The organism is Halomonas denitrificans (assembly GCA_019800895.1).
Classification (GTDB): domain Bacteria; phylum Pseudomonadota; class Gammaproteobacteria; order Xanthomonadales; family Wenzhouxiangellaceae.
In genome coordinates, this window is the sequence record JAHVKF010000003.1 from 528,366 (window position 1) to 546,928 (window position 18,563).

Below are 18,563 nucleotides of genomic sequence, written 5' to 3' on the forward strand. Positions count from 1 at the left end.
CCGAGGCTTCTCGTGCTGTCCTGCCTGCTCCTGCTGGCCGGTCCGGCCGCGTCGTCGGAACCGGAGCCGGCCGCTGCGGGCGAGATCGTCCGGTTGACCGAGGAGATCGCGGTCAAGGACGGTCAGTCCCTGCGCGTGGTCAACCACCTCGGCAACGTCCGCATTCGCGAAGTACCCCTGGCCTCGTCGGTCGAACTGGCCCTGACCGTGCAGACCGAACCCGGTGCGGCCAACCCCGTGCGCCCGTCGATCGAGATGCGCGACGACGGTGTACTCGAATTCCGGCCGGCCTCCGAGGGATCGCAGGAATCGTTCGACGGCGTGCTCCGGATCGACCTCACGCTGGCCGTGCCCGACCGGGTCGAGCTCGATGTCGAACTGGCCGAGGGCGACTTCACCATGCACGGCGCGAGCTATCCGGTCCGCCTGCGCGCCGATCGCGGTACCGTGCGCGTGCGCACCAGCGGCGAGGTGGATGTCGAAGTCACCGAGGGCCACGTCGTGTACTTGCCGCCGCGCGGCGTCGCGCCGGCCGGCGGCCGGATCGCGACCAGCGGTGCGCCGGTCGACGTGCTGATGAACGACCCCCGGCTGCTGGCCTTTGAAGTGCTGTCCGGCGCGGCGGTCACTACCGACTCGCCGTGGCTGCTGAACCGGCGCGAAGTGCGCGGACGCACGGCACACTTCGGCGGCGACGAGGCCGACGCCACGCTGGCGATCCGGACCGACGCGGCCCCGGTCCGCCTCGTGTTCGAAGGCATCCGGTGAGACCGACCACCGGCCGACTCGAAGGACAGGCCTGAACGAACGGCAGAACCGAGAATTCGCGAACGCGGAACGCCTCGAAGCCGCGCAGTGCTTCGACCGGGAACGCGTCGCATCGAATCGAACGCAACGAACCAGGGAGAAACGAACATGAAGTCATCGAAACGCGCCCCGACACGCAGCGCGCTCGTGCTGGCCACGGCGGGCCTGGTGGCCGCCAGCGCCGCGATCGCCCAGGAGAGGATCGTCCTGCGCGGCGCCGAGTTGTACGACAACGGCGTGGTGCCGGCCTACATCCAGGTCGACATGAGCCGCCTGCCGGAGCCGCAGGAGTGGAAACCCGGGGACCCGATCAAGGAGATTCCGCAGCGCAAGGGGGTGCCGCGCGACTACGTGCCGCCGGTGACCGAGCCCCAGCCGACCGGGCCCAACCTGCTTCGCGAATGGCAGAACCGGATGCCTTCCCTGTCCGGCGGCCGGGCCTTCGATACGCCGCTGATCAATCAGGACGGCAATGGCTTTACCGGCGTCAACCCGCCGGACACGATCGGCGATGTCGGCAACGACTACTACATCCAGATGATCAACGGGAATACCCGGGTGCTGATCCTGGACAAGACCGACGGCACCGAGGTCGCGAACTTCAACCTGTCGTCGCTGGCCACGGGTTCCGGCACCGGCTGCACCAGCGGCAGCGGCGACCCGATCGTCATGTTCGACGAGACCGTCGACAACGGCGTCGGTCAGCCGTCCGGCCGCTGGTTCCTGTCCGAGTTCACCGGCAACTCGTTCTGCGTCTACATCAGCGAAACCGCCGACCCGACCGCGGGCAACTGGTTCCTGTACGAGTTCGCCTCGTCGTCGGGCGGCCTGCCCGACTATCCCAAATGGGGCGTCTGGCCGGATGCTTACTACATCGGCGCGAACGAAAACGGTGCGCCGCCGGGCGCCGGTCGCACGGTGTACGCGTTCGATCGCGAGAACATGCTCCAGGGCCTGCCGACGCGGCCGGCCCAGGTCTTCGAGGTGCCGACGCTGTCGGGCTTCGGCTTCCAGATGGTCCAGCCCGCCGACTGGGACGGCGTGGTGCCGCCGCCTCCCGGAACACCCGGCCTGTTCTTCCGCCACCGCGACGACGAAGTGCACGGCGGCTCGGCGGCCACGCCGGGCGTCGATCCCAGCCAGGACTTCCTCGAGATCTGGGAATTCTCGGTCGACTGGGACACGCCGGCCAACAGCACCTTCACCGGTCCGACGGACATCCCGGTCCAGGACTTCGAGTCCGAGTTGTGTGGCCTGACCGCGTTCGCCTGCGTGCCGCAGCCGACCAGCGGCACCCAGCTCGACCCCCTGCGCGAGCCGGTGATGTGGCGGGCGCAGTACCGCAACTTCGGCAGCTACGAAGCACTGGTGGGTACCTGGGTCGGCGACGTCGTTGGCGGCTCGGCAGACGTCCACGGCGTGCTGTGGGCCGAACTGCGCAACACCGGGGCCGGATGGAACCTGTACCAGGAAGGCGTGGTCTCGCCGGACAACGTGAATCGGTGGATGTCGTCGATCGCGATGGACGGTACCGGCAACATCGCCCTCGGCTACAACGTGTCCGACGCGACATCGGTGTTCCCCGGCCTGCGCTACATCGGCCGGCTGGTCTCCGATGCGCTCGATACGATGCCGCGGGGCGAGTTCGTGCTCGTCGACGGCAGCGCCTCGAACAACAGCAACCGCTACGGCGACTATTCGTCGCTCAACGTCGACCCGGTCGACGAATGCACCTTCTGGTTCACCGGCGAGTACAACACCAGCGGCTCCTGGAGCACGCGGATCGGGGCCTTCCGCTTCGACGCCTGCGGCGAACCCGGCTTCGCCCTGAGCTCGCCCAACGCCGTCGGCCAGGTCTGCACGGCGTCTGCGGCCGACGATTTCCAGCCGACCATCGACGTACTGTCGATCAGCGGTTTCACCAACCCGGTCGCCCTGAGCTTCGACCCGGCCCTGCCAGCCGGCATGACCGGTTCGTTCAATCCGAACCCGGTGGTCCCCGACAACTCGTCGGTCGCCACGATTTCCGTCGACCAGACGGTACCGAACGGGCCGTACACGCTGACCGTTCTTGGCCAGTCGCCCGGTGCATCGGACCGGACGGTGGACCTCGGCCTGACCGTGTTCGACGACTTCCCGGGTGCCTTCAACCTGACGGCGCCCGCCGACGGCGCCATGAACACCAGCCGCACGCCCCTGCTGCAGTGGACCGCCTCGTCGCAGGTGCAGGAGTACCTGGTCGAGGTCGCCACCGACGCCGGTTTCGGCAACGTGGTGATCAGCGAACTGGTCAGCAACAACGAGTACCAGGTCGGCGCCGGCGCGCTGAACTCCAGCACCCAGTACTTCTGGCGCGTCACGCCGGGCAACGCCTGCGGCGACGGCGCGGTCAGCGCGGTGTTCGACTTCACGACCCAGCCCGAACCGGGCGACTGCCCGATCGACCTGTTCCCGCTGACCCGCTTCTCCGACGACATGGAGAGCGGCATCAACGGCTGGACGCTGGGCGCGGGCAGCCTGCAGAACACCTGGCAGCAGACCAACGCCAACTCGGTCAGCGGCACCACCGCGTGGAACGCCGCGAACCTCGATTCGCAGAGCGACCAGCGCCTGGTCTCGCCGCCGATCGACCTGCCCGGTGCGGCCGAACTGCCGCTGACGCTGCGGTTCTGGAACCGCCAGGAGCTCGAAGACGCGTCCGGCGCCTGCTGGGATGCGGCCATCGTCGAGGTTTCGACGGACGCCGGCGCCAACTGGACCGAACTGTCCGATCCTCGCGTGCTGTTCCGCGAGCACGACGGCATCGTCAACGACTTTTCCGGCGGGCCGAACCCGCTGGCCGGGCTCCCGGCCTGGTGCGGCGACCCGCGCGACTGGGAGGACTACGTGATCGACCTGTCCGACTTCGCCGGAGAGACGATCCAGCTGCGCTTCCGCGTCGGAACCGACGGTACCGTCGGCGGCCGCGAGGGCTGGACGATCGACGACGTTCGCGTGGAAAGCTGTGTCGGCGAGGACATCTTCGCCGACGGCTTCGAGAGCGCGCCGCCGAGGTAAGCCCCCGGAGCGTTTCCGTGTGTCGTCGGGGCCTGCCCCGGCGACCCGGGCTGCGATCCATCGAGAACGCCGTCCTCCGGGGCGGCGTTTTCGTGTCCGGGTGGTGCGGGACGGGGCTGTGCTTGACCGCGCTGTCTACGGGTCTGGATAATCGGATGCTTTCCTGGCCGAGCCCGCCATGACTTCCTTTCGACTTTTCCTCGCCGCCTTCCTTGTCCTGGCCCACCTGTGCGTCAGCGCTGCCGTCACCGCGCAGCCCGCGAGCTGGGCCGACGACCGGAAGTTGTCCGAATCGCTCGATGGCTGGACCGCGCCTGCGCTGGAGGTCCAACGCCTGGCGGCGGAAGACGCGGTCGCCGAGGCCTTCGGCCAGCCGCCGCGCTTCGCCGAGGGAATCGACGTCGCCGAGACGCCGGCGAAGGGCGGGCGCTGGAGCGCGGTCGGCGACGACGCGGTCTGGCGCATGCGGGTCCGGGCACCGGACGCGGTGTCGCTGAATTTCGGCTTCCGCAACGTGTTCCTGCCCGAAGGCGCGCGGCTCTGGATCTACTCGCTCGACGCGGCCGCCGCCAGGGAGCTCGATCGCTTCGAAGTGCTCGGTCCCTTCGGGCCCGAGATCAACGAGCGCCACGGTGAGTTCTGGACACCGGTGCTGCCCGCAGGCGATGTCGTCATCGAGCTGAATGTTCCCTATGAACAGCAGCACGCCGCCTCGCTGGAACTGGCGCGCGTCAATCGCGGGTATCGCGGCTTCGGGCGCGTGGCCACGGGCTACCGCCAGGACAGCGTCGGCGACGGTCCCGGCAAGCGGGAGTCGGACTGCGGCAAGAGCGACGGCGGCACACGCTCCGGCAGCTGCAACATGGATGTGGCCTGCCTCGGCCCGGGCGACGCCTGGAACGACCCGCGGCGATCGGTGGCCCGCTACACGCTCGAAGGCCAGTTCCTGTGCACCGGGTCCCTGGTCAACAACACCGCCAACGATCGCCGGATGCTGTTCGCCACCGCCAGCCATTGTGGCGTCGAACCAGGCAACGCCTCTTCGGTGGTCGCCTACTGGAACTACGAGTGGCCGTCCTGCCGCACGCCCGGCAGCGCGGCCAGCGGGCAGGTGAATCCGCCCGATCCTGCGCAGACCAACAGCGGCGCGGAGTTTCTGGCGGCGACCACCGACCCCTTCGGTGCGAGCTGCAGCGATCCGGGCGACTGCTCGGACTTCACGCTGATCGAGTTCGACGACCCGGCCGATCCGGACTTCGACCTGTTCTGGTCCGGCTGGGACCGGCGTCCGACCCCGGCCAGCTGCGGACCGCAGGGCGCTGCCGGCAGCACGGCGGGGCTGTGCGCGAGCATCCACCACCCGAGCGGTGACGAGAAGCGCATCACCTTCGTCGAAACGGACCTCGAGTCCGGCGACATCGCGGGCGCCGCCGGCGTGCACTGGCATGCGTTCTGGCACACGGATCCGCCGATCCTGACCAACATCCCGTCGCCGCAGCCGCCGTCACTGCCGCCGGGCGTGACCGAGCCGGGTTCGTCCGGCTCGCCGCTCTACACGGCCAGCCAGCGGCTGGTCGGTGTGCTCTCCGGCGGACCGGCCTTCTGCGGCGCGACCGGGTTGCAGCTGTCGGACTTCTACGGCCAGCTCGCCCACGCCTGGGACGGCCTCGGATCGCCCAGCACCCGGATGCGCGACCACCTCGACCCGATCGGCAGCAATCCGCTCACGATCTCCGGCCGCGGTTCGTCGCCGTTCACGATCGATGCGTTCGACCCGGTCCAGGCCTGCCGGGCCGACGGCTCGGTCGCGGTGCCGGTCGGCGTGTCCGCGGACGGCGGATTCTCCGCGACCGTGACCCTGTCGGCCTCCGGCGCTCCGTCCGGGGCATCGACGTCGTTCTCGCCCGCGGCCCTGGTTCCTCCCGGCAGCAGCACGCTGACCCTGGGCAATCTCGCCGGAGCGGCGCTCGGCCCGCGGACCGTCACCGTGACCGGCACCGGCGGCGGCAACAGCACGTCGCAGTCGTTCGCCTTCCATCTCGCCGCGTCGGCCCCGGGCGCCGCCTCGCCGGTGGCGCCGGCCGACGGCCAGACCGGCCTGGACGCCAGCGTGAGCCTGAGCTGGACCGGCAGCGGCGAGACGGCGGTCTACCGGGTCGAGGTCGCGACCGACTTCGCGTTCCAGGACGTGGTGGTCAGTCAGCAGGTCCGCGGCGCCACGTCGACCACCGTCGGCCTGGATACGCGCACCCAGTACTTCTGGCGCGTGACCGCCGAGAACGGCTGCGGAACCGCCGCCCCTTCGGTCACGCGCAGCTTCGTCACCGCGCCGGCGGCCGGCGAGTGTCCCGCCGGCCAGCAGCCCTTCGAGTTCTGGTCCGACGACATGGAAAGCGGCACCAACGGCTGGACCCAGGGCGCAGGCAGCATCCAGAACACCTGGGCCCGGATCACCAGCGACTCGGTCAGCGGCTCGGCGTCGTGGCAGGCCCTCAACGTCGCTTCCGTCAGCGACCAGCGCCTGGTCTCGCCGCCGATCGACCTGCCGAACATCGGCCCGCTGACCCTGCGCTTCCAGAATCGGCAGGAGATCGAGGCCGGGTCGGGTCTGTGCTGGGACGGGGCGATCCTGGAAATTTCGACCAATGACGGCGGTAGCTGGACCGAGCTGAACGGTGCGAGGATCGGATTCCGCGCCCAGGACGGTCTCATCGACGACGGCTTCGACAATCCCCTGGCCGGATCCCCGGGATGGTGCGGCGATCCGCGGGGCTGGGAAGACTATGCGGTCGATCTCAGCGACTTCGCCGGGCAGACCGTTCGCCTGCGCTATCGCCTCGGCACCGATTCGTCGATCGGCGGCCGCGACGGGTGGTTGATCGACGACGTCCGCGTGCTCGGCTGCGGCAGCGTGACCCCCGAGGCGCCGGTGTCGGGCAACTGGTTCGAGCCGTTGCGCTCCGGCGAGGGCTGCCAGCTGACTCGCGAGGCCAACGGCTCGCTGTTCATCCTGACCTGCTACGTCTACCGCGACGGCGACCAGGTCTGGATGATCGGCACCGGCGGCCTCGGCGACGGCCGGATCGTGGTCGACGACATGGTGATCACCGAGGGCGCCGACTGGGGCGCGGCCTTCGACCCGGACGACGTGGTCCGGATCCCGTTCGGTCCGGTCGAAATGGAGTTCGACGACTGCAACACGGCGACCGTCTCCATGGCGCCGATCGTGGCCGGCTTCGAGGACGTGGTGCTGCCGATGCAGCGCATCGTCCCCGTCGACTGCGCCGGCGGCATCCCCGACCCGGCCAATGCGACGCGCGCCGGCAACTGGTTCAATCCGGATCGGTCGGGCGAGGGCTTCCAGCTCGCCGTCGAGGGCAGCGCGGGCGTCCACGTGATCACCTTCTACACCTACCTCGACGGCGAGCAGGTGTGGCTGATCGGCACCGGCACGATCCAGGGCGACACGATCGAGTTCGCCGACACGGTGATCACCTCGGGCACCGGCTTCGGCTCGAACTTCGACGCCGACGACGTCGTGCGCACCCCGTTCGGAACGCTGACGATGACCTTCAGCGACTGCAACAACGCGACGATCCAGATCGACTCGATCCTGCCGGACTTCCCGGACCGCACGATCGACCTGACGCGCATCGTGCAGGGCGCTTGTCCCTGAGGCATCGTCGGAGCCGGACGCCCTCGCGGTGTCCGGATTTCCGGTCCCGGTTTTTGGGGCTGGGGGTCGCCGACCTTAACCAAAGCACGGGCGATGAGTCTCGTGGCTGGCGCCGGTCTCCGTAGCCCGGGTAAGCGAAGCGCACCCGGGAGCGGGTTGGAAGGCCCCGGGTGCGCTTTGCTTACCCGGGCTACAGGGAGGGCTGCCCTGTGAACGGGCAACGGGCGATCGACCTTGCCAGCGGCAGACGAGTCGCGCCAGGCTACCGATACCCGATCTGCACCGCGACCACCATGAACACCGCGGCCAGGGCCAGCAGCTTCAGCAGCAGCGGCACGACGAACTTCAGCCAGCGCAGGTAGGGGATGCCGGCCAGGCCGAGGATGCCCATCAGCACCGGGTTGGTCGGCGCGACCATGTTCACGAAGCCGTCGCCGAAGTGGTAGGCGAGGACGCTGACCTGGCGTTCGATGCCGACCAGGTCGCCGATCGGGGCCATCAGCGGCATGGTCAGGAAGGCCTGGCCCGAGCCGGAGGACACGAACAGGTTGATCAGAGCCTGGATCGCCAGCATGCCCACGGCGGACAGTTCCGCGGGCAGGCCCACCAGCGGCTCGGCCAGCCCGTGGACGATCGTGTGCAGGACCTGGCCGTCCTCGAGCAGCACCGCGATCGCGCGGGCGAAGCCGATCAGGATCGCCGTGCCGGCCAGTTCGGCCGCCCCCTTGGTGAACCCGATCGCGACGTCGTCGATGCTCATCCGGGCGGCAAGGCCGACCACGATGGCCAGCGCGATGAACATGGCGCCGAGTTCGTTCAGGTACCAGCCCTGCTGGGTGATGCCCCAGATCATCAATCCGATCGCACCGACGGTCAGCGCGATGACCGCCTTGCGAGTTCCGTCCAACGGTGGCTGCTCGGTGATTTTCGGCGGCTGTGCGCCCGGAACATCGGCGACCAGACTGGCCGACGGGTCGGCCTGGACCTTCGTTGCGTAGCGCCAGACGTGATGGACGCCGATCGCCAGGAACGGCCAGAAGATGAAGAATCGGAACCAGAAGCCGGAGCCCGGCTGCAGCTCGGCGATGCCCTGAGCGATGAACAGCGTGAACGGGTTCACCCAGGTCGCGCCGTAGCCGATGCAGTACCCGCAGACCATGATGCCGATCGCGGCGACGACGTCCATTTTCATCGCTCGACACAGCGCGATCAGGATCGCGACCAGGGGGATGTATTCCTCGGCCATGCCCAGCGTTGCCGAGGCGATCCCGAAGACCAGCATGCCGGCGCCGATCAGCAGGGCGGGGCGGTGGTCGAAGCGGGTGATGAACTTCGCGAGGAAGGCTTCGATCGCGCCGGTCGAGCGGATCACCGACATCGCACCGCCGATGATCAGGATGAACACGATGATGTCGGCCGCGCCCTCCATCGCCTTCGGCACCGAGGTGAACAGCGCCCAGGGCTTCAGCGTCTCGGCGTCCTCGATGACCTCGTAGGTGCCCGGCACCACGACCTCGCGGCCGGCCTCGTTGGTCACCTGCTCGTAGCTGCCGGCCGGCAGGATCCAGGTCAGCACCAGCGCGGCGATCATCAGGAAGAACATCAGCGCCAGCGTGTCGGGCATGCGGAAGCCGCGCGCTGGGCGCTCGGATCCGTGATCGGCGCCGGGCTGGGCTGCGTGTTCGGGCGTGCGGTCGGACTGGCTCATCGGGCGGCTCCGGAAAGGGGGCAGGGCGGTCGCAGAGCGCCGTATTGTAGGGAGACGCCGCCTCGTGTGCGAATCCTCGGAGGGCTTGACAGCCCGGGCTATAATGGCCGGATTTACCTGCCGGAGGAGCCGCCATGCGCCTGATCGAAGAAGCCCTGACGTTCGACGATGTCTCGCTCGTGCCCGCCTTCTCCGACGTGCTGCCCAAGGACGCGGACCTGTCGACCCGGGTGACCCGCGACCTGACCCTGAACATTCCGCTGCTTTCGGCGGCCATGGACACGGTCACCGAGGCCCGACTGGCGATCGCCATGGCCCAGGCCGGCGGGGTCGGCGTGGTCCACAAGAACATGACCATCGACGAACAGGCCCACCAGGTCCGCGTGGTCAAGAAGTACGAGGCCGGCGTCATCAAGGACCCGGTCACGGTCGGACCTCAGACGACCATCCGCGAAGTGCTGGAGATCACCCGCCGCCACAACATCTCCGGCGTGCCGGTGGTCGACGACGGGGAGCTGGTCGGCATCGTGACCAGCCGCGACATGCGCTTCGAGAAGAAGCTCGACGACCCGGTCCGCAACATCATGACCCGCAAGGACAAGCTGGTCACGGTGCGCGAAGGTGCCAGCCAGGACGAAGTGCTCGAGCTGCTCCATCGCCACCGCATCGAGAAGGTGCTGGTGGTCAACGACGACTTCCAGCTGCGCGGCCTGATCACGGTCAAGGACATCCAGAAGTCGCGCGATTTCCCGAATGCCGCCAAGGACGATTCCGAACAGCTCCTGGTCGCTGCCGCGGTGGGTGCGGGCGGCGATACGGAAGACCGCGTGGCCGGCCTGGTCGAGGCGGGCGTGGACATCCTCGTCGTCGATACCGCGCACGGCCACTCCAAGGGCGTGCTCGACCGCGTCGCGTGGTGCAAGAAGCACTATCCGCATGTCCAGGTGATCGGCGGCAACGTGTCGACGTCCGACGGGGCCGAAGCGCTGGTCGACGCCGGCGCCGACGCGGTCAAGATCGGCCAGGGACCGGGCTCGATCTGCACCACGCGGATCGTGGCCGGGGTCGGCGTGCCGCAGGTCAGTGCCGTGGCTGCCGCGGCGCGCGCGCTGGAGAAGAAGGGAGTGCCGGTCATCGCCGACGGCGGGATCCGCTTCTCCGGTGACCTGGCCAAGGCGATCGTGGCCGGGGCCTCGGCGGTGATGATCGGCAGCCTGTTCGCCGGCACCGAGGAGGCGCCGGGCGACGTCGAGCTGTTCCAGGGCCGGTCCTACAAGAGCTACCGCGGAATGGGCTCGCTCGGCGCCATGCAGCTCGGCTCGTCGGATCGCTACTTCCAGGGCGACACGGAAGCCGAGAAGCTGGTGCCCGAGGGCATCGAAGGCCGGGTGCCGTACAAGGGGCCGCTCGGCAGCGTGATCCACCAGATGCTCGGCGGCCTGCGTTCGGCCATGGGCTACTGCGGCTGCGCCACGATCGAGGATATGCGCACCCGTCCCGGCTTCGTACGCGTGACCAACGCCGGGGTCACCGAGAGCCACGCCCACGATGTGTCGATCACCAAGGAAGCGCCGAACTACAAGTTGGGTTGATGGAACCGGGGCGAGCGGCCCGAGCGTGAGTCGGATCGTTCCTAGCCCGCCGCCCGGTCGCTTTGCGCCGGCCCCCGGCCGCCGATTCCCGATTCCCGACCCCCAGCCCCTGGATCCAACATCATGTCCGAAACCACGCCGACCCACGATATCCACGCCGACCGGATCCTGATCCTGGACTTCGGCTCGCAGTACACGCAGCTGATCGCGCGCCGGATCCGCGAGATCGGCGTGTATTCGGAAATTCTTCCCTTCGACGTCGGCGACGACGCGATCCGCGACTTCCGGGCCAGCGGCATCGTGCTGTCGGGCGGGCCCGAGTCGGTCGGGCTGCACAGCCCGCGGATTCCGGACATCGTGTTCGAGCTCGAAGTGCCGCTGCTGGGCATCTGCTACGGCATGCAGGCGATGGCCGCGCATTTCGGCGGCTCCGTCGAGCCCTCGGACGAAAAGGAGTTCGGCTACGCCGAGGTCGCCCTGAATGCCACCTGCCGGCTGCTCGACGGCATCGAGGACCGGGTCGACGCGTCGGGCAAGGCCCTGCTCGAGGTCTGGATGAGCCACGGCGACAAGGTGATCCGCACGCCGGACGGTTTCGACGTCATCTGCACCACCGCCTCGGCGCCGATCGCCGGCATGGCCGACGACGCGCGCGCCTACTACGGGCTGCAGTTCCATCCGGAAGTGACCCACACGGCGCAGGGGCGCCGGATCCTCGAGCGCTTCGTCCTCGACATCTGCGGTTGCGCCGCGGAGTGGACCACCGAGGCGATCATCGAGGACCAGGTCGCCCGGGTTCGCGAGCAGGTCGGCGACGACACGGTGCTCCTGGGCCTGTCCGGCGGCGTCGACTCTTCCGTCGTGGCCGCGCTGCTGCACGAGGCGATCGGCGAACAGCTCCTGTGCATCTTCGTCGACACCGGCCTCCTGCGCTACCGGGAAGGCGACGAGGTCATGGCGACCTTCGCCGAACATCTCGGCGTGCGCGTCGAGCGGGTCAACGCGCGCGACCAGTTCATGAACGCGCTGGCCGGCGTGTCCGACCCGGAAGCCAAGCGCAAGATCATCGGCCGCGAGTTCATCCGGGTGTTCGAGGCCGCGGCCGGGCGCCACCGGGAAGCGTCGTGGCTGGCCCAGGGAACGATCTACCCGGACGTCATCGAATCGGCCGGCGCGACCACCGGCAAGGCCAAGGTGATCAAGTCGCACCACAACGTCGGCGGCCTCCCCGAGGACATGAACCTCGACCTGATCGAACCGCTGCGCGAACTGTTCAAGGACGAGGTCCGCCGGATCGGCGTCGAACTGGGCCTGCCCGCCGAGCTGGTCATGCGCCACCCCTTCCCGGGTCCGGGCCTGGGCGTCCGGATCCTCGGTGAAGTGAAGCCCGAGTACGTCGAGCCGCTGCAGAAAGCCGACCACATCTTCATCTCCGAGCTGCGCGCTGCCGGCCTGTACGACAAGGTCAGCCAGGCCTTCGCGGTGTTCCTGCCGGTCAAGTCGGTCGGGGTGGTCGGCGATGCGCGTCGCTACGAGTACGTGGTCGCCCTGCGTGCGGTCGAAACCATCGACTTCATGACCGCACGCTGGGCCTACCTGGACCACGAGTTCCTCGACCACGTCTCGCGCCGCATCATCAACGAATGCCACGGCGTCTCGCGCGTGGTCTACGACATCTCCGGCAAGCCGCCGGCGACGATCGAGTGGGAATGATCGGCGGTCCGGCGCGTGGTCGGGACTGACACAGCCCCCGCCCGAGGCGGCGAGGCAGGGCACGGACGCGGGCAGCACCCGCATCGACCCGGCGCGCTGGCTGCCCTGGCCGGTGGCCTGACCCTGATCCTGGCGCTGCCCGTGGTGCTCACGCTCCGGACGCTGGACGCGACCGGGTTCGAATGCCTGCTGGCGCTGCTCGGCACCCTGGGCCTGGTGCTCGTGCTGATCGCCCTGCACGCCCTGGGTCGACCGAAGCCCGGCTGGGCCTGGCTGATTCCCGTGCTTCTCCTGCTGCTGGTGACGCGCCTGCTGCAGCACGGGGTGGTGGATTTCAGCGGCGCGGGCTTCACCCAGGAGTTCTTTCTCCACCTGCAGGGCGAGTCGGTCGGTGTCGCGCTGCAGGAGTACGACCGGCTGGCGCGTCGCGGCGCCGTGCTGCTGGTGCTGATGCTGGCCCTGGTCATCGGCCTGACTCGACGGCCGGTGCTCGCGGGGGGACGGGCGATCGGCCTCGTTGCGGCGCTCGGCGGCGGGCTGCTCGCCACCGGCTTCGTCCTCCAGCCGGAGGTCCGCTTCGTGCAGGGGTGGCTGAATTGGAACTCGCCGCGGGTGACCACGGTGGACCGGGCCGTGCTCGACCGGTGGGCCGAGAGCGGCCTGGTGGACGTGAGCCTGCGCGGCAAGCACCGCATCGATGCCGCCCCCGCCGCCTCGCCGAAGAATCTCGTCGTCGTCTACCTGGAGTCGATCGGGGTCCATCTCGTCGATCAGCAGCGCTGGCCGGGGTTGATGCCGAACCTGGCGCGGTTGATCGAGGACCATGGCTGGGTCGATCACCTCTGGGCGAGCGGCTACATCACGATCGAGGGCCTCACCAATTCGCTTTGCGGCACGCTGATTCCCTTCGATCGCGGCAGCGACTCGTTGGCCGAAGGCGCCGGACTGGCGGCACAGCTGCCCTGTCTCGGCGATGTGCTGGACCGCGCCGGCTACCGCCAGGTCTATCTCGGCGGGGCCGGTACCGGGTTCGCCGGCAAGGGCGCCTTCCTGGCCGCGCACGGTTACGACGAGGTGCTGGGCATCGAGGACTGGCGCGAGCGTGGCCTGGACCAGCGACCGGACACCTGGGGGCTGGCCGATCCCGACCTGCTCGAGCAGTCGCTGGAGTGGATCGAACGCCTCGAGACCGGCGACGCGCCGTGGAACCTCACGCTGCTGACCATCGGAACCCATCTGCCCGGCTATCGCTACGCCGAATGCACCCCGTACCCGGGCGGCAACGACCGCTTCCTCGACGCCGTGCACTGCACCGACCAGCTGCTGGCGCGATGGGTGGAGTCGATCCGGGCGTCCGGCGTGCTCGACGACACGGTGGTGGTGATCACCGCCGACCACCACATCTTCCCGAGCGACGACATGCAGGACCTGTTCGGCGACGGCGTGTTCGACCGGCGGCTGCCGATGGTCGTGCTCGGCGCGGCCGAGACAGAAGCCGCGCAGTCCGAGGGCGCGAGCTACGACCTGGCGCCGACCGTGCTCGACCTGCTGGGCGTCGAGCACGACGCCGAGTTCGCCCTGGGCCGATCGCTGAGCGAGGCCGCCGAGGGGCCACGCTACTTCGTCACCCGCTTCGTCGATTTTCATGCGGGTCGTCCGCTCGACAACAAGCGCCCCTGCGAACGAGATGCGCCGATCGAATACCCGGTCGACGCCTGCGCCAAGGACGAGCTGTTGTCGGTGCTCAACGGCCTGGCGGCGAGCTTTTCCCTGGCTCCGACCCGGCTCCGCTGCTCCGACCGCGTTCCGGCCGAGATGACCATCGTCGGCGCCGACGCGCAGGCGCTCGAGGTTCGCTTCGGGGGGCGGGACCAGGCGGGTCGCTTCATCCACCGGGGGCGGCCGGTGCCCCCGCAGCGGCCCGGTTGGTACCTGACCCTGCTCGATCGCGACGGTACGGTGCTGGCCCGCCGCTATCGCCCCTTCGAACTCGGGCCGGGGGAAACGGACGAGGACCTGAACGCCGACCTCGCCGAAGCGGCCAGCGCGTTCGTGGCCCGCCTGGGCGCGCCCGGCTCGACCTCGATGATCGACGCACCGCTGGCGACCGTGATCGAGCACTCGTCGCCGCTGGCCTGGATCGAGGTCGACGAAGGCCGGGAGCTGGCAGCAGGGCGATCGGTCGGCGATCCCGGCGGCTGGCACCTGGCCATCGACGGCCGGACCTGTCGGGGCGTACTGGGCGATTCACGCTGAGCTCGGCCGGGTCGTGCAAGGCGCATCGACCGTGCGCCCCCACGACGTCCGATTGCGGCTCAGGGTGTGTGGCTTGCGGCCGCCCTCGCAGGCCTCGCCCGGCAATCGCCCGGCGGTCGATGAAGCACTTCGGCATACAGCGCCAGCATCTCGTCGCTCTCGATCACCCCGGCCAGCGCGGGATCCCCCTGAGCCCGGATCAGCGCATGCTGGATCGGGCATCGCGACACCCCGCTCCGGTCGACCAGCCACAGGCCGAGTTCGTACGAGCGCTCGGGTGCCGCACCGGGCCGGATCGGAGCGAGATCGCGGTTCGAGAGCAGCAGCCAGGGCACCGGCTGCCGGTTCATCGGTTCCGGTCGGTCGAAGCCGCTGCGATCGAAGACCTCGTCGAGGGCTGGAAGGTGATCCCCGAAGAACAGCAGCAGCGTCGGGCGGTCGCGCTGCATCATCCAGTCGACCAGGCGCTCCAGTTCGGCCACGGCAGCGCGCGCGTGGTAGGTGTACTGCCGGAGCGCCAGCGCTTCGTGGGCCCGCAGGTTCGGCGGGACGGGAATGCGATCGAGCTCCGCGGCGCCGGGCCCGGGGCGTTCTTCGTTCCAGGGGCCATGGTTCTCCATGCTGATCGCGAACAGGAACCAGGGTGCGGCGAGCGCGTCGCCGAGGTCGATGACGGCGTCCGTCAGCACCGTGTCCGAAATCCAGAATCCGCGCCGTTGGCGGTCATGCAGCTCGTCGGCGGCGATGAAGCGTTCGAAGCCCAGCGCAGGCATCGCGAGATCGCGGTTCCAGAAGCCGCGCGAGTGCGGATGGACGACCGCGGTCCGGTAGCCGGCTTCGCGGAAGGTCCAGGCGATCGACTGCGTCGGCCGGGTCACGACCGAGTTGTACGGGTAGACCTCTCGCGCCAGGGCGCGGTATGGAACGCCGGTCAGGATTTCGAACTCCGTCCGGGTGGTGTTGCCGCCGAAGGTCGGCACCAGCATCTCGCCGGACAGGCCGGCGTCCCGGATGCGGCACCAGCCGGGCAGGGCGGTGCAGTCCTCGAGTCCGGCCAGCATCGACGGGTCGAAGAAGCTTTCGCTGAGGACCACGAGAACGTCGGGCGGGGTGTCGCCGGTGCCGACCACGGTGCCGACCCCGGTGCGTTGATCCCCGGCGTCTGCACCTTCGATCTTCTCCAGCGCGCGCGCCAGCGCACGGGGATTCCGTGCCGGTCGGGCGGCCACGCGCCGCGCCGAGTGCGCGACCAGCTGCGCGACCAGCCCCACGTTCTCGATCCGGCCATCCACCGCCCACGCGCGCTCGTAGAAACCGGCCTCCTCGTAGACGCGCTCGGCCGACGACGACAGCAACCAGCCGGCGCCGGCGAGGGCGATCGCCAGGAGGGCGACCTGCCAGGCGCCGGCTCGCTGGGGAGGCTCGAGGCGCCGCATCGCGAGCGCGAGGCCGATCACCAGCCCGACGACCACGAGCAGGATCGCCCCGTGACTGTAGCGTACGAACAGGCCGATGTCGGCCAGCAGCTGGGCGGTCAACCCGATGTCGTGGATCGAGAACGGCTGGCCGAGTTCCTCGAGCTTGACCGCATTGATGTACTGGATGAACGCAAGCGGAAGCAGGGCGGCCAACGCGGCCAGCGAGGCCCTGCGAACCAGCACCAGCGCCGCGAGGTAGATCACCAGGACGGGCGCGATGTTGAGAAGCAGCCGGGGCAGCGGCCGGACGGCGTCGATCCAGGGGTCGAGCGCGACGACCGCGGCAGCGAGTGCCAGCACGGCGAGGGCGTGCAGCGCAAGGCGGCCGGTCCAGGGCCACCTCGAACGGCGATTCCGCCGGTTCACTCCCGGACCTATGACATGCTTGGTGCTCAACGGCTCGCCCGACGACTCCGACGCGGCGAGTATAGCGTCACATTTCCGTCATCTTTCGAGTCGCGCGCCGGACTCCGATATGATCCCCGGATGAATGATCGCAACCGTTTCCCGGTGATCCCGGAACGCGCCGGTGCGCCGTGCCCCGTGTCGCTGCCGGTCCAGCGTGAGGGCCCGCGATGAGCGATGTCGATGCGGCATGGATGCAGCGCGCCCTGGAGGTGGCCGATGGTGCGGAGGCGGCCGGCGAAGTGCCCGTCGGCGCGGTGCTCGTCGACGCGCAGGGTTCGCTGCTGGCCGAAGGCGCCAACCGCGTGATCGCCGATGCCGATCCCACCGCCCATGCGGAGATCGTGGCCCTGCGTCGCGCGGCAGCACGCCTGGGAAACTACCGCTTGCCCGGATCGACCCTGTACGTGACGCTGGAGCCCTGCGCGATGTGCGCCGGCGCGCTGGTGCATGCCCGCGTCGAGCGGGTCGTGTTCGCGACCCGGGACCCGCGTGCGGGGGCGTCCGGTTCCGTGTTCGACATCCTCGATCACCCGATGCTCAATCATCGTTGCCGGGTGGACGAGGGCGTGCTCGCCGACGTTGCGGCCGACCGGCTGAGAGGGTTCTTCCGGGCGCGACGGCGCAGCGCCAGGAACGGTTGACGAAGTCGGACGTCGCCTCGACAATTGCGCCCGGCCGGGCACGCGCCCGGTCCGCACATCCCGGGTCGAACCCTGAGCGTTCGAGCCATGGTCGTCCACCCCGTACTGCCCCGAAAGGTCTGTCGCAGCATGATCGTCACCCGTCCCGATGAGTTTCGCGAACGCCTGGCCGAAGGCTGGCTCAACGCCGATTGCCCGTCGGTGCCGCGCGCCGTGTTCCTGGTCGAGCCCGCCGATTTCCGCCTCTCCCGCCAGGCCGCTCGCGACAACCGCTACATGGACCTGACCGTCGGAGTCAGCCCGTCGCTCGCGCTGGCGCAGCACCGGCGCCTGACCGAGGAGATCGCCGCCTGCGGCGTGCCCGTGATCCGCTTCCCCGGTCGCGAGGACAACCCCGACGACTTGTTCCCCAACAACGTGTTCGCGACCATTCCCGGGCGCTTCATCGTCGGCGCCATGCTCAACCCCGAGCGCCAGCGCGAAGCCCGGCGCGACGATATCCGCGCCTTCTTCGCCGACCTGATGGAATACGAGACCGTCGATCTCGGTGCGGACGATTCCTGCGTCGCCGAGCTCACCGGCGCGCTGGTCATGGACCGTGCGCGCAGGCTCGGGTTCTGCGGCATGACCCGGCGCGTCGACGAGGCCGGTTGCCGAGCCATGCACGAGGCCTTCGAACTCGCCATGACCTTCCGCTTCGATCTCGATCCGGCGGAGTACCACACCAACGTGGTCATGTCGGTGCTGGCCTCGCGCGCCCTGGTCATCTGCCCGGACGCGTTCGTCGACCCGGCGGTGCCCGATGCGATCGCCGAATCGTTTCCCGGTCACGTGCTCGAGATCTCGCAGGAGGAAAAAACGGCCTTCGCCGGCAACTGCCTGGCCCTGACCGCGAAGGACCTGTTCTTCAGTGCCACGGCCTGGCGGGCGCTGGCGCCCGAGAAGCGGGAGCGGCTGAAGGACTGGGGATTCCGGGTCCATGCGGTCGAACTCGACGAGATCGAGAAGGCCGGCGGATCGTTGCGCTGCTGCATCGCCGAGATCTTCTGATGCCGGGGTCCGGACGGCCCGTTCCGCAGGCCGAGCGCGGCGGGCGACGGCAGGACCCGCGGGGGAGTCGGCGTCCGGACAGCAGGCGGTGACGCGAATTCGTCATGGATCGCGTTTATACAGGTAGGGGTCGAAGTCGCGAACCGGCCCGGAACAGGGCTCCGAAACGTGATGAAA

General features: G+C 69.2%; 10 protein-coding genes. 8 read left to right on the forward strand and 2 right to left on the reverse strand.

The genetic code is table 11. The annotated features are described in order from the left end of the window. Positions 1-12 precede the first annotated feature (12 nt). From KUV67_10990 to KUV67_11000, 3 genes are all read left to right on the forward strand, one after another. Entirely contained in the window at positions 13-768 is a 756-nt protein-coding gene (locus KUV67_10990; protein MBY6205408.1) for a hypothetical protein, read from the forward strand. A gap of 147 nt (positions 769-915) precedes the next feature. After that, complete coding sequence (locus KUV67_10995; GenBank protein MBY6205409.1) at positions 916-3,864, forward strand: immune inhibitor A; 2,949 nt, start codon at positions 916-918, stop codon at positions 3,862-3,864. Positions 3,865-4,042: 178 nt separating this feature from the next. Then, on the forward strand, positions 4,043-7,540 hold the full coding sequence (locus KUV67_11000; GenBank protein ID MBY6205410.1) for a hypothetical protein: 3,498 nt from the start codon (positions 4,043-4,045) through the stop codon (positions 7,538-7,540). Between the two features lie 262 nt (positions 7,541-7,802). Here the strand turns inward: KUV67_11000 and KUV67_11005 are convergent, their stop codons facing one another. Continuing rightward, entirely contained in the window at positions 7,803-9,248 is a 1,446-nt protein-coding gene (locus KUV67_11005; GenBank protein MBY6205411.1) for an AbgT family transporter, read from the reverse strand. A 134-nt stretch (positions 9,249-9,382) separates the two neighbouring features. On the opposite strand from KUV67_11005, the gene guaB reads away from it, so the two are divergent. From guaB to KUV67_11020, 3 genes are all read left to right on the forward strand, one after another. Continuing rightward, positions 9,383-10,840, forward strand: coding sequence for an IMP dehydrogenase (gene guaB / locus KUV67_11010; GenBank protein MBY6205412.1), 1,458 nt, complete (start codon positions 9,383-9,385; stop codon positions 10,838-10,840). Between the two features lie 123 nt (positions 10,841-10,963). Next, positions 10,964-12,553 carry a glutamine-hydrolyzing GMP synthase gene (gene guaA, locus KUV67_11015; protein ID MBY6205413.1) on the forward strand — a complete coding sequence of 530 codons (1,590 nt, stop codon included), beginning with the start codon at positions 10,964-10,966 and terminating at the stop codon, positions 12,551-12,553. Between the two features lie 15 nt (positions 12,554-12,568). Beyond that, on the forward strand, positions 12,569-14,809 hold the full coding sequence (locus KUV67_11020; GenBank protein ID MBY6205414.1) for an LTA synthase family protein: 2,241 nt from the start codon (positions 12,569-12,571) through the stop codon (positions 14,807-14,809). A gap of 59 nt (positions 14,810-14,868) precedes the next feature. On the opposite strand, the gene KUV67_11025 is transcribed toward KUV67_11020, so the two are convergent. Beyond that, entirely contained in the window at positions 14,869-16,587 is a 1,719-nt protein-coding gene (locus tag KUV67_11025) for an LTA synthase family protein (GenBank protein ID MBY6205415.1), read from the reverse strand. A 275-nt stretch (positions 16,588-16,862) separates the two neighbouring features. On the opposite strand from KUV67_11025, the gene tadA reads away from it, so the two are divergent. Both tadA and KUV67_11035 read left to right on the forward strand, forming a co-directional pair. After that, positions 16,863-17,336 carry a tRNA adenosine(34) deaminase TadA gene (gene tadA / locus KUV67_11030; GenBank protein MBY6205416.1) on the forward strand — a complete coding sequence of 158 codons (474 nt, stop codon included), beginning with the start codon at positions 16,863-16,865 and terminating at the stop codon, positions 17,334-17,336. Between the two features lie 129 nt (positions 17,337-17,465). Continuing rightward, positions 17,466-18,386: a hypothetical protein gene (locus KUV67_11035; protein ID MBY6205417.1), complete on the forward strand. Its 921-nt coding sequence runs from the start codon at positions 17,466-17,468 to the stop codon at positions 18,384-18,386. Positions 18,387-18,563: the final 177 nt, after the last annotated feature.

Bases quoted from the DNA above. Each gene is read 5' to 3' on its own strand.
- guaB (MBY6205412.1), top strand. From the start codon at position 9,383: ATGCGCCTGATCGAAGAAGCCCTGACGTTCGACGATGTCTCGCTCGTG.
- guaA (MBY6205413.1), top strand. From the start codon at position 10,964: ATGTCCGAAACCACGCCGACCCACGATATCCACGCCGACCGGATCCTG.
- KUV67_11035 (MBY6205417.1), top strand. From the start codon at position 17,466: ATGATCGTCACCCGTCCCGATGAGTTTCGCGAACGCCTGGCCGAAGGC.
- KUV67_10995 (MBY6205409.1), top strand. From the start codon at position 916: ATGAAGTCATCGAAACGCGCCCCGACACGCAGCGCGCTCGTGCTGGCC.
- tadA (MBY6205416.1), top strand. From the start codon at position 16,863: ATGAGCGATGTCGATGCGGCATGGATGCAGCGCGCCCTGGAGGTGGCC.
- KUV67_11005 (MBY6205411.1), bottom strand. From the start codon at position 9,248: ATGAGCCAGTCCGACCGCACGCCCGAACACGCAGCCCAGCCCGGCGCC.
- KUV67_11000 (MBY6205410.1), top strand. From the start codon at position 4,043: ATGACTTCCTTTCGACTTTTCCTCGCCGCCTTCCTTGTCCTGGCCCAC.